This window comes from Endozoicomonas sp. 4G, from assembly GCF_023822025.1.
Lineage (GTDB): Bacteria > Pseudomonadota > Gammaproteobacteria > Pseudomonadales > Endozoicomonadaceae > Endozoicomonas_A.
On record NZ_CP082909.1, the window covers coordinates 3,699,659 to 3,715,904 of the forward strand.

General features: G+C 48.0%; 8 protein-coding genes. 2 read left to right on the forward strand and 6 right to left on the reverse strand.

Features of this window, described 5'->3' with window-relative positions:
* The first annotated feature begins 48 nt into the window (after window positions 1-48).
* Together K7B67_RS14440 and K7B67_RS14445 are read left to right on the forward strand one after the other, a co-directional pair.
* Window positions 49-2,088: a hypothetical protein gene (locus K7B67_RS14440; RefSeq protein ID WP_252176594.1), complete on the forward strand. Its 2,040-nt coding sequence runs from the start codon at window positions 49-51 to the stop codon at window positions 2,086-2,088.
* An 838-nt stretch (window positions 2,089-2,926) separates the two neighbouring features.
* The gene (locus K7B67_RS14445) at window positions 2,927-6,571 is read left to right on the forward strand and encodes a hypothetical protein (protein WP_252176595.1); all 3,645 of its coding nucleotides are present in this window, start codon (window positions 2,927-2,929) and stop codon (window positions 6,569-6,571) included.
* Between the two features lie 29 nt (window positions 6,572-6,600).
* On the opposite strand, the gene K7B67_RS14450 is transcribed toward K7B67_RS14445, so the two are convergent.
* From K7B67_RS14450 to K7B67_RS14475, 6 genes are all read right to left on the reverse strand, one after another.
* Complete coding sequence (locus tag K7B67_RS14450; protein WP_252176596.1) at window positions 6,601-8,316, reverse strand: hypothetical protein; 1,716 nt, start codon at window positions 8,314-8,316, stop codon at window positions 6,601-6,603.
* A gap of 99 nt (window positions 8,317-8,415) precedes the next feature.
* Window positions 8,416-9,852, reverse strand: coding sequence for a hypothetical protein (locus tag K7B67_RS14455; protein WP_252176597.1), 1,437 nt, complete (start codon window positions 9,850-9,852; stop codon window positions 8,416-8,418).
* A gap of 99 nt (window positions 9,853-9,951) precedes the next feature.
* Window positions 9,952-11,787, reverse strand: coding sequence for a hypothetical protein (locus K7B67_RS14460; protein ID WP_252176598.1), 1,836 nt, complete (start codon window positions 11,785-11,787; stop codon window positions 9,952-9,954).
* Window positions 11,788-11,955: 168 nt separating this feature from the next.
* On the reverse strand, window positions 11,956-13,287 hold the full coding sequence (locus K7B67_RS14465; RefSeq protein ID WP_252176599.1) for a hypothetical protein: 1,332 nt from the start codon (window positions 13,285-13,287) through the stop codon (window positions 11,956-11,958).
* A gap of 99 nt (window positions 13,288-13,386) precedes the next feature.
* Entirely contained in the window at window positions 13,387-14,781 is a 1,395-nt protein-coding gene (locus tag K7B67_RS14470) for a hypothetical protein (protein WP_252176600.1), read from the reverse strand.
* 75 nt (window positions 14,782-14,856) lie between these two features.
* Window positions 14,857-16,212 (reverse strand): hypothetical protein, encoded by a 1,356-nt coding sequence (locus K7B67_RS14475; RefSeq protein ID WP_252176601.1) that lies wholly within the window; start codon window positions 16,210-16,212, stop codon window positions 14,857-14,859.
* Between the last annotated feature and the right edge of the window lie 34 nt (window positions 16,213-16,246).

Consider the following 16,246-nt stretch of genomic DNA (forward strand, 5'->3'; position numbering starts at 1 on the left):
GCAGTTAATCATTATTCGATATAAACAATCTCAACGGTGTCCCAAACAATGAGAAGTAACGCATTATTTTTTATTTTTGTCTTGCTGCTATCTTTGGCAGGCTTCAGCTATTCCGATAATCAGAACTATGGTGCAGATAAAAACCAATCAAACACACTGTCACCAATTGATGTTGAGTTTCACCCAACCGCACCATTGGGCTTCTTTTTCCGCCTTGGTGATGATTTTACCTTTCGCCGTTATGGTGATTATCTCTCACTGAGCACCCTGCCCTCGCTGGCATTCAGTGTCATGACCTACTGGATGGTGAGTAAAACAACGGCCTCCGTGCTGAGCCGCTGGACAAAAAAACCTTTGGCGCTGCACACAGCTCAAGTCTTGTCCATGGCCATTTTTCCCGGCGTAAAAAGTGCCCTGTACAGCTGGTATACCGGTACTCGTTTGGGGTCAGAGCAAATTCAGGTAGACCCTCCCCACATCCGCAGGCGATTTTACCTGGAGCTGATTTACCAGCAGAAAAATCATCAACAGATGTTGCGAATAACGCCCTTCCCATTAAATCCATCCATGGTCGAGACTGCCTTATCTGGCGGCTACTCGCCCTGGCTGGAACTGTATGAGGCCAGTTCGCAACACAGTGTCGTTCATATTGATCTCTCATGGGTGGCGCCCGAATCGCCAGAAGCTATTCGCATCGACATTCATTATTCAGACAAACCTGCGGAGTCAAGGTTAGTGACACTGACCCAAAGCAGTGATTCAGACAGTCTGCCGGTGAGTATTGAGTCGTTGTTGCACAATGAAGCGAACGATGAAGCGAGCGATTTTGCTAATGGTCATGCTATTGCCAGCCTGTTAAGCGATGCAATTATTAACCACACCCAGACCCTGATCCAAAATCCGGATTCAGCCCCCACCAGCTTTCCGGTGTCAGAGGTCGCTGGCAAGGTTGAATTTACGGCGGATGGTCGTAGCGGTCAGCTGTCGCTTTGTGGTGAGCAGCAACCTGATTGCGACAGCCACCTGCAATTGACCTATAAACTGTTCCCATACCCGCATTTCGGGATGACTTTGCAAGGGCAGCATGACATTAAAACCAACGTTGACGCGACCCTTGCACAACTGGCAAATGCCAACCGTGCTGAGCTGCTTCTGCAACTGCTGGAAAAGGCGACTCTGCACTTTTTTATGGCCTCTGTTCAGCAAAAACAAGAGAAAGTCAGTCCTGAAACGGCCCTCGTACCATCACCCCATAAACCCGTTGTAGCTTTGCAGCCTGAAACGTTGATGCCAGCAAGTCCGCTTCTTGATTCCGTAAAGCGTCCAATGCAATGGCTGGATAATCATCAAATGCCTGATCAAAAGTCTGCTGTCGTAAAAATAGAGTCTGTTCAATCACCGGTAACGTTTCAGGAAGATGATCTATTGCTCATCTACCCCGATTATTCTTCCAATCTCCCCGGCTTTGATTTAAATGTAAATCCCCGAAAACTGAAAGATGCCCTTATAGAGTACGTACACGACAGATTGGTTTTTCTTTATGAAAGAAACAATAGAGACGATCTGCCTACGTGGGATGAAGAAAAATTACTGGCCGACTCAATATTAATGAAGTTGCCGACAGCGTTATATCAGTTCCTGAATAAAGACTGGTCTGGCAGAGACAAGCTGGCTCCAGAGGAGTATCAAGCTTTGGTGAAGTTCCACTGTGCATTTGTTTTTTTTGATGAAAAAGACTACAGGAATTATGAGATTTTTCAGGAAAGAGGATGGAAGTATGTGCCGTATGTGGAGAGCGAAATGGGCGACGAATTTGACAACTTTTTGACAAAGGAATGCCTGCCTCTGCGCAAAGGCTGGAGCCAGGACGAGCTGGAAATTATTGAGAACTGGCTGAACTTCGAGCTGAAAAACTGTCAGGACTACCCTAACTCAGATGAAATGAGCAATCATGTAAAACTTTGTCATTATGGCTCATTAAAAGTCGATTGTGTGTCAGTCTGTAGCGGCTGTTTCTTCATGTTTGAAAACCGGGGTGCTTATAATCGTATTAAATATCTTGAGAGCCAGTTGAAAAAGTTGCCATAATTGAGCCATCCTTACGGAACCATTCTTTGAGGCGGATCATTATTGGAAAAGTTTCCATAATCCAACTACGCTTTCATGCTGTTTTTGATGGGATCTTCCGTTATTAAATTTAAACAATATTGTTACTACCTACTGCCTGTAGTTTATGAAAAATCACGCATTATTAGTCATTTTTTTTCTGCTGTTATCTTTGGCAAGCTTCAGCTTTTCAGATACAGATAATCAGGATGATGGCGCTCATAAAAACCAATTAAACACACTGTCACCAATTGATGTTGAGTTTCACCCAACCGCACCATTGGGCTTCTTTTTCCGACTTGGCGATGATTTTACCTTTCGCCGTTATGGTGATTATCTCTCATTGAACACACTGCCCTCGCTGGCATTCAGTGCCATGACCTACTGGATGGTGAGCAAAACAACCGCCTCCGTACTGAGTCGCTGGACAGAAAACCCTTTGGCGCTGCACACAGCTCAAGTCCTGTCCATGGCCATTTTTCCCGGCGTAAAAAGTGCACTCTACAGTTGGTATACCGGAACTCGTTTGGGCTCAGAGCAAATCCAGGTAGACCCTCCCCATATCCGCAGGCGATTTTACCTGGAGCTGATTTACCAGCAGAAAAATCATCAACAGATGTTGCGAATAACACCCTTCCCATTAAATCCATCCATGGTCGAGACTGCCTTATCTGGCGGCTACTCGCCCTGGCTGGAGTTGTATGAAACCAGTTCGCAACACAGTGTCGTTCATATTGATCTCTCATGGGTGGCGCCCGAATCGCCAGAAGCTATTCGCATCGACATTCATTATTCAGACAAACCTGCGGAGTCAAGGTTAGTGACACTGGCCCAAAGCGGTGATTCAGACAGTCACCCGGTGAGTATTGAGTCGTTGTTGCACAATGAAGCGAACGATGAAGCGGGCGATTTTGCTAATGGTCATGCTATTGCCAGCCTGTTAAGCGATGTGATCATTAACCACACCGTAGCCCTGATCCAAAGTCCGAATTCAGCCCCAGCCAGCATCCCGGTGTCACAGGTCGCTGGCAAAGTTGAATTTACGGCGGATGGTCATAGCGGTCAGCTGCCGCTTTGCGGTGAGCAACAACCTGATTGCGACAGCCACCTGCAATTAACCTATAAACTGTTTCCATACCCACATTTCGGGATGACTTTGCAGGGGCAGCATGACATTAAGAGCAACGTTGACGCGACCCTTGCACAACTGGCGAATGCCAACCGTGCTGAGCTGATGTTGCAACTGCTGGAAAAGGCGACTCTGCACTTTTTTATGGCCTCTGTTCAGCAAAAACAAGAGGAAGTCAGTCCTGAAACGGCCATCGTACCATCACCCCATAAATTCGTTACAGCTTTACAGCCAGCCGTTAAAGCATTGATGCCAGAAAGGGGTATCTGGAAATCAGAAAGGCTCAACAATGTTTTACCGATGCTATGGGGACTGCACCCCAGCTTATTTAAAAGTTTTATGATGGAGCCCGAAGCCTCATTGACCAGACCTTTAAAAAGGCTTAAAACCAGTCAGGGGGCAAACACTGCTATCTTGACCGAAAAACACGTCGAACTGATTAAAAAACTCGTTGATGGTCGAGTCTATGAACTCACAAAAGATCAATTTATAGAAATTATCAGCTATATACCACTAAAAAGTCGTGGAGCATATGTGCCCAAAACTTATTTAACAGACCCCATATTTACGAAAGAATTTTTTAAAAATGGTATTTTACTGCAAGATGAAATAGAAAAAAATAAACTAACTAAAGATATACTATTAACTCGATCCAAGAATAAATTTCTCAGAATTCATTACAATGATCTACCTGATGAATTGAAAAATGACGTTAAATCACTTATTGAATATTCGAAAATACATGGTATTCCCAATGGTATATCGGAAGCTCTGGCAGTTTATATTTATGGTCATCTGGACATCGCAGAAAAACTTATTTCCTTGAATGCCTTTCCTGACAGTTTTAAAAATGGAAATGATGATTTGTACGATGAACTCATTCGTTCAGGGATGATAAAACTTAAAGACCTTCCGGAAGACATCAAAATCAAAAACAAAGAGTACTGCCTGTCACAATTATCACAAGGGTTGACTAAATTATCAGAGGTTCCGATTCAGTTTATAACAAAAGAAATAATTTTAGATTCGTTCAATAGTCAGCATTGGTATAGTAATTTTATAAGTATTTTTTCTAAACGTCACAATTACGATCACTTCAACAAGGATCCTGTCTTTTTTGAAGAAATACTGATCAAGGCTGTAACCACTGAATTGGAAACAAATCATAAATCAGATGAAAACTATCGACAGTCTCTGTTTAAAGCATATGATTTAGCCTCAGAAAGATATGAGGAAGACGAAGAAAAACTTGGTTTGTTATTAGAAAAACTGGTGAAAGCCAATCCTTTTTTATTAGCTTACATTGAAAATCTGAATGATAGGCTACTTCAGAAGCTAATCGAGACAGCTAAAACTTCATTTTTGGACATATTAAAAAACAGACCCGAAGTAAGCAGGGGTTTTGATATTACTTTCCTTTATTCTTTCTTTGAAGCCATTAATGCAGACAACGAGTTTAAAACCTATGTTTTGAATATTATTTATCGGTATTTTCCTGACCCGGGTATCGAGATGCTTCCGGAGGTCATTCTGGAGAAGCTCGACAGAATGGTATCCAATTCAGAACCTTTTGATAAAGGACACAACTACATTCTGATCAGAAAGTTAGAGCCCGGCAACCCTCACACTTTAATAAACTATATTGAAAAGCATCGGGAATTTTTGTATTTTTTTAAAAATAAAGAATACTTTGAGAATCACTTCTCTAATCCAACAGTACGGCAAAGGCTCATTCTAACACTTGCACAAAGGTTAGTTACCAATAAAGAAGATGCACTGCTGTACTGGCAGTATTATCTACCCCAAAAATTATTGGATGATACTCTGGATTTTCTCAAAGACCCGGCACTTTTTTACAAACTGGATTCTTCCGACAAATTAGCAGAACCTGTTAACCCGCTCAATTTTCAACTGCCCAATACTTCGCTATTCGAATTCATGGTGGCTCTCAAGGCACCTGTTTCAAATCCTGGGGGTGGAGATTCCGTTGCTCAGTTACAGTCAGAATTTGCTCATGCCGGTGGAACAGTCTTTCAGCCGGTATATCCTGATCAACACTCGCTATCACTGTTTAAGGAAAAAGGTACCGTCGTTGGTGGTCGTACACTGGCAGTCCCCAATCCCAATGGTAAAGAGGTTGATTACTATAAGTTTATTCGAGTCGGAGAGTCCGAGGCCACCCTTGCGCAAGAAGGCATTATGCATCAATTTATTGCCAAAAGTGACCGCTTTAAAAGTCGGAAACCCCGCTTTGGCCAGTACCTTGTGGTACTGGAAAAGGACCTTCCGGAAAGTACCCGAGGTTTCACTGACCGTTTAAAAGTGAGCTTTGTTAACGGTGAACCCGATTACCGGGTCTATCACTTCACAGCTACGGACGACTACAGTCAATACGCACACAGGCCTGATGAAACCCGCACGCCTTACGCAGCTGGCGAGCGTGGTTTATTAAATGGCATCCATGATATTGGCGTACTAAATGGCCAGTTTGGCATTATGCCTACATCAACGATACCGGCATTTCATGCTACCGGACGTCGCTGGGTGTTCCTGAGTCCGTTGTTGGGCAACTCCGATTATTACGCCTTCCCGTTACCCGGAGATTTTGAAAACTGGATCGAAGCTATTGAACGTCCTGATTTTGGCTGGGATGGTTTACGGGATTGGGGCGATGTTGAGTTCTATGGCTCGATGAAAAGCGGCCTTAGTGCCCAAGACTCTAAAGCCTGGGGTTATACTCCTGAGGTTTTTCAACGCTTAAGCTTTGCCAATGCCCTGTGTGAAAACCTGCTGGCAGCCGTGTTGTTAAGGTCACGCCTGCGTCGGGACTCGCCGGATTATCACTATAAAGATAAACAGGCAGTGGCGGAGACCGAAAACTTTATTGAACAGCTGCTGAACGAGTACCTGTCGGGCCTGTTTGCAAAAGAAAAAGAATTACAACCCAAACCAAGACTGCAAGCACTCATGCAGCTTGACGATAGCAAATACCGTTCATGGTTGACTCGCACCGCTCAGGAGATCCTGTACTGGACGGCCCGGCAACCTTATGAAGTCACAGACCCCTGTGCATCCACCCCTTCCGGTGAGTGCTACTCACAACACCTACAGCTCACGGGGCACCTGGATAAGATACTGTACCCGGAACTTTTGCACCCTCTGGATAAGCAAAAACAATTTCCCAGAGACTTCCTCCATACCAGCGGTCATCTTAATCTCGGAGCCAGTAACGCTGTTTTTCCCCTGGTTGCTTTGGTCAGAGGGCTTACCCGGGTTGCCGCCCATATTTTTGCATACCTGGGCCAATACATCAGCGATCAAGAAACCCCGCCCTGAAGTAGGTGTCGCAAAGGTTGAGAGGCAGATCATTCTTTATTAGCCCTCTTTCTTTTCTTGTTAGATGACGGCTGATCATGCGCTTTCCTTTTGAGCCTCTGGTCGGCGGGCAGATGGGTCTGTCTGTGCTTATTCAGATTGCCCGAATGGTTGGTGATATAGTAGCAGCCCTCATGGTCACACTTGAGCAACTTGAGGCCCTTGGGAATCCTGGGTCTCTGATTGGCAGGCAGGTGGGTCCGTTTGTGCGATTTCAGATCACTCGTACGGCTGGTGCTGAAGTGGCAGTCCTGATGGTCACACAGGAGCGGCTTAGGTCTCTTGAGCCTCTGGTCGGCAGGCAGATGGGTCTGTTTGTGCGTTTTCAGATTACCTGAATGGTTGGTACTGTATTTACAGCCCTCATAATCACAATGGTGCACCTTGGGCATCTCAAGTCTCTGTTCGACAGGCAAGTGGGTCCGTTTGTGCACTTTCAGATTGCCCACCCGGTCGGTGCGGTAGTTGCAGCCCTCATGGTCACACAGCACTTTGAGTCTCTGCTCGGCGGGCAGGTGGACGTACTTGTGATGTTTCAGATTGGTTGTCTGGTAGGTGCTGTAGTTGCAACCTTCATGGTCACACTGATGCACCTTGGATCCCTTGGGTATTCTGGCTCTCTGGTCAGCAGGCAGGTGAGTCTGTTTGTGCTTTTTCAGATTGTCCGAATAGATAGTGCTGTAGTTACAGCCCTCATGGTCACACTGATGCACCTTGGATCTCTTGGGTATCCTGGCTCTCTGGTCAGCAGGCAAGTGAGTCTGTTTGTGCTTTTTCAGATTGCCCGAATGGTTGCTGTTGTAGTTGCAGCCCTCATGGTCACACTGGTGCACCCTGGGTCTCTGGTCAGCAGGCAGGTGAGTCTGTTTGTGCTTTTTCAGATTGCTCGAATCGTTGCTGCTGTAGTTGCAGCCCCCATGGTCACACTGGTGCACCCCGGGTCTCTCATTGGCAGGCAGGTGAGTCTGTTTCTGCGTTTTCAGATGGCTCGCCTGATCGCTGTTGTAAGCAGATAAGGTAATTTTCGGTTGGTTAACAGAGTCCGCTTCTGTCACGTCTACCTCTGAGCCATTAGCTATTTCACTATCTAAAACAGGCTCCTGCTTAATCTTTTTCAGTGCCAGAGTCGCACAACACTGATTGATTTCATTTGATACTCGATAAGGATTAAGTGCCGAGGTCAGATACTCAACATTAGATTCGTCATCAGCTTCGTCTTCGTTTGAAGGGGTGTCGCTGCTTTCATCAGAGGTGCTGCTGCCTTCACTGTCACTGTCTTCGCTGTCACTGTCTTCGCTGTCACTGTCTTCGCTGTCACTGTCTTCGCTGTCACTGTCTTCGCTGTCACTGTCTTCGCTGTCACTGTCTTCGCTGTCGGCACTATCATCAGAGGCTGCCCGTCGGTAAGCCTTAGCTTTGACACCAGAGTCGGGAGAGTCGCCGGTGGCAGGGAAGTCGCCGGTGGCAGGGAAAAAGCAATAACGAGTGCCTGGTTTTAAAAGGATGTCATCACCGAATATCTCAATGGCGATAGCTTTAACCGTAGAGTCAGGTTCTGGTAGCGCATCCCGGACTGGAAAAAGAGGAAGAAGCATAGTTTTGATGTCCAGAACGAACAGCAAAGGCAACCTGTTTTCCTGAGCCTGACCATTAGAGCAATGCACGGCAACGGCCAAGATCAGAATCAATGTGTTTTTGGATAGCAAGGTCTGGCTTCCCAGTCATTAAAACGTTTATTGTGAAATCAGGTTAGTCAAAATCTGGAGAGAGGTCAGTGGTTTCTTTGAGGTGGGTTGGGAGGGGGATCATTCTTTATCACTCTTCTTCCTTTTTTTGTCAGATGGCGGCAGATCATACGCTTTCCTTTTGGATCCACTGGGTCTCTGTTCGGCAGGTAGGTGGGTCTGTTTGTGTCTTTTCAGATCGTTCATGCGGTCGGTGCTGTAGTTGCAGCCCTCATGGTCACACTGGTGCACCTTGGGTTTCCTGAGTCTCTGGTCGGCAGGCAGGTGGGTCTGTTTGTGTCTTTTCAGATCCTCCGGCCGGTCGGTTCTGTAGTTGCAGGCTTCATGGTCACACTGGTGCACCTTGGGTTTCCTGGGTCTCTGGTCAGCAGGCAGGTGAGTCTGTTTGTGCTTTTTCAGATGGTCCGACCGATGGGTTCTGTAGTTGCAAGCCCCATGGTCACAGTGGTGCACCTTGAGCTTCTTGAGTCTTTGGTCAGCAGGCAGGTGGGTCTGTTTGTGCCTTTGCAGATCGTCCGACCGGTCGGTTCTAAAGTTGCAGGCCTCATGGTCACACTTCACTTTAGGTCTCTGGTCGGCAGGCAGATGGGTCCGTTTATGCCTTTTCAGATGGCTTAACCGGTAGCTGCTGTAGTCGCAGTCCTCATGGTCACAATGGTGCACCTTAGGTTTCCTGGGTCTCTGGTCGGCAGGCAGGTGGATCTGTTTGTGCTTTTTCAGATCGCCCAACCGGTCGGTTCTGTAGTTGCAGGCCTCATGGTCACACTGGTGCACTTTGGGTTTCCTGGGTCTCTGGTCGGCAGGCAGGTGGGTCTGCTGGTGCTTTTTCAGATTGCTTGTCAGGTGGGTGCTGTAGTTACAGCCCTCGTGGTCACACTGGTGCGCCTTGGGTCTCTGGTCGGCAGGTAGATGGCTTTGTTTGTGCCTTTTCAGATGGCGGTCGGTTCTGTGAGCAGGTGAGGTGACTGTACTAGCAGAGTCTGCTTCTGTCACGTCTGCCTCTGACTCGGTGAGTATTTTACTGTCTGAAATAGACTCCTGCTGAATCATTTTCAGTCCCAGAGCCGCACAATACTGAGCGATTTCGTTTAATCTTCGAAAAGGATCAACTGTCGTGTTTACACACTGAGCATCAGTTTCGGTATCAGTTTCGTCTTCGTTTGAGCTGTTATCACTGTTTTCATCACAGGTATCGCTGTCTTCACTGCCACTGTCTTCGCTGTCGGCACTATCATCAGAGGCTGCCCGGCTGTAAGCCTCACTTTCTTCACTTTCGTCAGGTAGAAGCCTTATCCAGGTGGGGTGGTTGTTGCTCAGGCATACTGAGACCTCAATAAAGGGTTTTGGGGTATCGATAAGAGAGTTGCCGACAGCCAGAGAGTTGCCGACAGCTGGAGAAAAGAACAAAGGCAACCTGTTTTCCTGAGCGTAGCCAGCAGAGCAATGCACAGAAAAGGCCATGGCCAAAATCAAAATCAATGGTTTTTTGGATAGCAAGGCTTGGCTTCCTGATCGTTGAAATGTTTATTGGTAAATCAGGTTAGTTAAAATCTGGAGAGAGGCCGGAGGTTTTTTTGAGGCGGGCTGGGAAGCGAATTATTCTTTATCACTCTTCCTTCTTTTCACGTTAGATGGCGGCTGATCATACGCTTTTCTTTTGGGTCTCTGGTCGGCAGGCAGGTGGGTCTTTTTGTGCTTTTTCAGATTGCCCCTGAGGTAGGTGCTGTAGTTGCAGCCCTCATGGTCACACTGGTGCATATTGACTCTCTGTTCGGCAGGCAGGTGGGTCTGTTGGTGCTTTTTAAGATCGTTCACCCAGTTGGTGCTGTAACCGCAGCCCTCTTGGCGACACTGGTGCTCCTTGAATCTCTGGTCGGCAGGCAGGTGGATCTTTTTGTGTTTTTTAAGGCTGCCCGCCCGGTCGGTTCTGTAGTTACAGTCCTCATGGTCACACTGGTGCTCCCTGAGTCTCTGGTCAACAGGCAGGTGGGTATTTTTGTGCCTTTTCAGATTGCACAACTGGTCGCTGCAGAAGTTACAGCCCTTATGGTCACACTGGTGCACCTTAAGTTTCTTGAGTCTCTGGTCAGCCGGCAGGTGGGTCTGTTTATGCTTTTTCAGATCGCTCGCCCTGCTGGTGCTGTAGTCGCAGCCCTCATGATCACACTGGCACACTTTGCGTCTCTGGTCGACAGGCAAGTGAATCTGCTTGTGCGTTTTCAGATTGTTTGTGTAGCTGGAGATGTAGTTGCAGCCTTTATGGTCACACTGGTGCACCTTGGGTTTCCTGGGTCTCTGGTCGGCGGGCAGATGAGTTTGCTTGTGCCTTTTCAGATTGCCAGACAAGTCGCTGCTGTAGTTGCAGCCCTCATGGCCACACTGGTACAGGTGTCTCTGGTCGCCAGGCAAATGGGTCTGTTTGTGTATTTTCAGATTGCCCGGATAGCACGTGCAGTAGTCGCAGCCCTGATGATCACACTGGTGTACTTTCGGTCTCTTGGTTCTCCTGGATCTCTGGTCGGCAGGCAAGTGGGTTTGTTTGCACGTTTTCAGTTGACCCATGTGATCGGAGCGGTAAGCAGGCGGGGAGGTTTCCAGAGGGTTAATAGAGTCTGATTCTGCCACTTCTGCCTCTGACTCAGTAGGTAGTTTACTGTCTGAAATTGACTCCTGCTGAGTCATTTTCAATCTCAGAGCCGAACAAAACTGACTGAATTCGTATAATGCCCGAAAAGGGTCAACTGTCGTGTTTGTACACTGAACATCAGTTTCGGAATCCGTTTCGTTTTCGTCAGAATGGTTGTCCCTGTTTTCACTGTTTTCACTGTTTTCACTGTTTTCATTGTTTTCATTGTTTTCATCGGAAGTACCGCTGTCGTCACTGCCGGAAGCTTCATTAGAGGCTGCCCGACGGTAAGCCTTAGCTTCGACGCCAGGGTCAGGAGAAAAGCAATAGTGGATGCCTGGCTTTAAGAGGGGCGTTAAGAGGATGTCATCACCGAAAGAAACTCGTGATGTGTCACTGTCGCTTACCTCAGCTTCTTGCTGCAACTCCCACCATTCGATGCCTTCGTTCTCGTCTTCAATAACTTCTTCTCCCGGTTTCGTAAGCCTTTTGTCGCTTCTAAAGCGAGAAAGGAACAGGCTACCCCTCTGTTCAACAAAGAGCCTCGGAGTGTTGATAAGCACCTTGCCGACAGCCAGAGAGTTGCCGACAGCCAGAGAGTTGCCGACAGCCAGAGAGTTGCCGACAGCCAGAGAGTTGCCGACAGCCAGAGAGTTGCCGACAGCCAGAGAGTTGCCGACAGCCAGAGAGTTGCCGACAGCCAGAGAAAAGAACAAAGGCAACCTGTTTTCCTGAGCGTGGCCATTAGGGCAATGCATGGAAAAAGCCATGACCAAGATCAAAATCAATGTTTTTTTAAATAGCAAGGCCTGGCTTCCTGGTCGTTGAACTGTTTATTGAGAAATCAGGTTAGTCAAAATCTGGAGAGCTACCCGAGGTTTCTTTGCCGTGAAAATGCCCGAATGCATCATTTTCATTGTGCGGGGTGACCGGAAATAAGGTCATGAACATTTGAGGGTGTGTTGGAAGGCGGATCATTCTTTATCCCCTTTCTTTCTTTTCACGTTAGATCGCAGCTGATCATACGCTTTTCGTTTGAGTCTCTGCTCGGCAGGCAGGTGGATCTTTTTGTGCATATTCAGATTTCCCATCAGGTCGGTGCTGTAGTTGCAGCCCTCATGGTCACAACGGTGCACTTTGGGTCTCTTGAGTCGCAGCTCGGCAAACAGGTGGGTCCGTTTGTGATTATTCAGATTGCCCGCCCGGTCGGTGCTGTAGTTGCAGCCCTCATGGTCACAATGGTGCATCCTGCGTCTCTGTTCGGCAGGCAGGTGAGTCTGTTTGTGCCTGTTCAGATCGCCTATCCGGTCGGTGCTATAGCTGCAACCCTCATGGTTACAGTGGAGCCCCCTGGGTCTCTGGTCGGCGGGCAGGTGGATCTGCTTGTGGGTTTTCAGATGGCACCTGAAGTAGCCGCTGTAGTTGCAGCCCTCATGGTCGCACCGGTACACCTTGGGTCTCCAGTAGACATGCTGGTGGGTCTGTTTATGCCTTTTCAGATTAGCTGTCAGGTTGCTGCTGTAGTTGCAGCCTTCATGGTCACACAGGTGCACACTGGGTTTCTTGGGTCTCTTAGGTCTCTGGTCGGCAGGCTGGTGGATCTGTTTGTGCCTTTTCAGATGGTTCGCCCGGTCGGTGCTGTAGTTGCAGCCCTCATGGTCACACTGATGCACCCTGGGTTTCTGGTCGGCAGGCAGGTGGGTCAGTTTGTGTTTTTTTAGATCGTACATCCTGTAGGTGCTGTAGTTGCAGCCCTCATGGTCACACTGGTGCCTCTTGGGCCTCTGGTCGGCAGGCAGGTGGGTTGACTCAGTGGTTTTTTCACTGTCTGCAACGGGCTCCTGCTCAATCTTTTTCAGTGGCAGAGCTGCGCAATAATGACTGATTTCATTGGCTACTCGAAAAGGATTAAGTGTCGTATTTACATACTGAACATCGGGGTCGGCATCCGCTTCGTCTTCATTTGAACGGTTGTCGCCGTTTCCATCAGAGGTATCGCTGTCTTTACTGCCAGAACCCTCATCAGAGGCTGCCCTGCTGTAAGTCCTGGCTTCGACGCCAAGCTTCAACTCCCACCACTCAATAGCCTCGCTCTCTGCTTCTTCGGCCTGTGATATGCCTAAAGAGTGAAGGCCAATTTTCAGGTTATCGTCGGGTGAAAGCCTTGTCTGGGTCGGTTGGTTATTTCCGCAGCATACTTGCAGAGCGAAGAGCAAAGGCATGCTCTTTTCCTGAGCGTGGCCATTAGAACTATGCACAGAAATGGCCATGGCCAAGGTCAAAATCAATGGTTTTTTGAATAGCAAAACCTGAGTTTCCAGTCGTTGAACTGTTTATTAGGGAATCAGGTTAGTCAAAATCTGGAGAGAGGTTGGAGATTTCTTTGAGGGGGGCTGGAAGGAGAATCATTCTTGATCAACCTTCTTTCTTTTCTGGTTAGATGGCGGCTGCTCATGCGCTTTTCTCTTGAGTTTCTGGTCGGCACGCAGGTGGGCCTGTTTGTGCCTTTTCAGATCGCTCGTCCGGTCGGTGCTGTAGTCGCAGCCCTCATGATCACACTGGTGTACCTTGGGTCTCTTGGGTCTCTTGGGTCTCTTGGGTCTCTGGTCAGCAGGCAGGTGGATCTGTTTGTGCCTTTTCAGATTGTTCGACAGGTCAGTGCTGTAGTTGCAGCCTTCGTGGTTACACAGGTGCACCTTGGGTTTTTTGGATCTCTGGTCAGCAGGCAGGTGACTCTGTTTGTGGGTTTTCAGATCGCTCCTCCGGTCAGTGCTGTAATGGCAGCCTTCATGGTCACACTGGTGAAGCTTGAGTCTTTGGTCGGCAGGCAGGTGGGTCTTTTTGTGCTTTTTCAGGCCGTCCGCCCGGTCAGTGTCGAAGTGGCAGCCGTCATGGTCACACTGGTAAATCCTGCGTCTCCGGTCGGCAGGAAGGTGAGTCTGCTTGTGCCTTTTCAGATGGTACAGCCGTTGGGTGATGTAGTTGCAGCCCTTATGGTCACACTGGTATTTTCTGACTCTCTGATCGATAGGCAGGTGGTTATATTTGTGCCTTATCAGATTGCCCATCAGGTGGGTGCTGTAGCTGCAGCCCTCATGGTCACACTGGAGCACCTTGGCTCTCTGGTCGGCAGGCAGGTGGGTCTGTTCGTGCCTTTTCAGATTGCCTGCCTGTTCAGCTCTGTAGTTGCAGCCTTCATGCTTACACTGGCGCACTTTGAGACCCTTGAGTCCCTTAGGTTTCTGGTCGGCAGGCAAGAGGGGCTGTTTGTGTGTTGTCAAATGGCTCGTCTGATTGGTGCTGTAATCAGGTGTGGCTGTTTCACTGTCTAAAACGGGTTCCTGCTTAATCTTTTTCAGTACCATAGTCGCATAATACTGACTGATTTCATTTGATACTCGAAAAGGATCAAGTGTCGTTTTTACATACTGAACATCAGAGTCGGCATCAACTTCGTCTTGGTCTGAACAGTTGTTGCTGCTTTCATCAGAAGCGCTGCTTTCATCAGAAGCGCTGCTTTCATCAGAAGCGCTGCTGTCTTCACTGCCACTGTCTTCGCTGTCGGCACTATCATCAGAGACCGCCCGACGGTAAACCTTGGCTTCGACAGGATGCTTCAGCTCCCACCATTCAATGGTCTCGTTCTCTTCTTCAATACAAGGCTTCGGGGTGTTGAAAAGTGCTTTGCCAAGAGCCAGAGCGAAGAGCAAAGGCCTGCTCTTTTCCTGAGCGTGGCCGTAAGAGCAGTGCACAGAAAAGGCTATGGTCAAGGTCAAAATCAATGGTTTTTTGGATAGCAAGGCCTGAGTTCCCAGTCGTTGAAATGTTTATTGGGAAATCAGGTTAGTCAAAATCTGGAGAGAAGTCGGAGGTTTCTATTCTTGATCAACCTTCTTTCTTTTCTTGTTAGATGGCGGCTGGTTATATGCTTTTCTCTTGGGTCTCTGGTCGGCAGAAAGGTGGGTCTGTTTGTGCTTTTTCAGGCCGCTCGTGTAGTCGGTGCTGTAGTTGCAGCCCTCATGTTCACAGTGGTGCAGCTTGTCGGGTCTCTGGTTCATAGGCAGATGGGTCTGTTTGTGCTTTTTCAGGTTGCCCGTCTGGTCGCTGCTGTAGTTGCAGCCCTCATGGTCACAATGGTACACATTGGGTCTCTGGTCCATAGGCAAGTGAGATTTTTCGTGTCTTTTCAGATATTTCGTCAGGTGGCTGCTGTAGTCGCAGCCTTCATGGTCACAGTGGCGTATCTTGAATCTATGGTCGTCAGGCAGGTGGATCTTTTCGTGTCTTTTCAGATATTTCATCAGGTGGGTTCTGTAGTCGCAGCCTTCATGGTCACAGTGGTGCACTTTGGGTTTCTGGTCAGCAGGCAGGTGGGTCTGCTTGTGCTTTTCCAGGTGACTCATGCGGTCGATGCCGTAGTCGCAGCCTTCATGGTCACAGTAGTACAACCTGAATTTCTGGTCGGCAGGCAGGTGGGTCTGTTTGTGTCTTTTCAGATCACTTCTCAGGTCGGTGCTGTAGCGGCAGCCTTTATGGTCACATTGGTGCACTTTGGGTCTCTGGTCAGCAGGCAGGTGGATCGGTTTGTGCCTTTTCAGATGATCCGACCGGTCGGTGAGGTAGTCGCAGCCCTCATGGTCACACTGGTGCATCTTGCGTTTTTTGGATCTCTTGGGTTTCTGGTCGGTGTTGTCAGCAGGTAAGGTGATTTCCTGGTGGTTAACAGGGTCCGGTTCTCTCTCGTCTACTTCTGACTCAGTGGGCATTTCACTGTCTGAAACGGGCTCCTGCTTAATCTTTTTCAGTACCAGAGCCGTATAATACTGACTGATTTCATTTGATACTGGCAAAGGATCAAGTGTCGTCTTTGAATGATGAACATCAGATTCGGCATCTTCTGCCACGTTTTCGTCTTCGCTTGAACTGTTGTTGCTGTTTTCATCAGAAGAGCTGCTGTCTTCACTGCCAGAACCATCAGAGGTTGCTCTACTGTAGGCCTTGGCTTCGACGCCAAGCTTCAACTCCCACCACTCAATGGCCTCGCTCGCGTCAAGTTCTGGCACTCTTTCCGTGAATGAAACCTCAATAAGGGACTTCGGGGTGTTGATAAACATCTTGCCGACAGCCAGAGCGAAGAGCAAAGGTAGGCTTTTTTCCTGAGCATGGCCATCAGCGTAATGCACAGAAAAGGCTATGGCCAAGGTCAAAATTAATGGTTTTTTGAATAGCAAGGCCTGAGCTCCCAATCGTTGAACTGTTAATTGG

Excerpts from the sequence above, each read along its gene's own strand:
- K7B67_RS14440 (WP_252176594.1), top strand. The coding sequence starts at position 49 with ATGAGAAGTAACGCATTATTTTTTATTTTTGTCTTGCTGCTATCTTTG.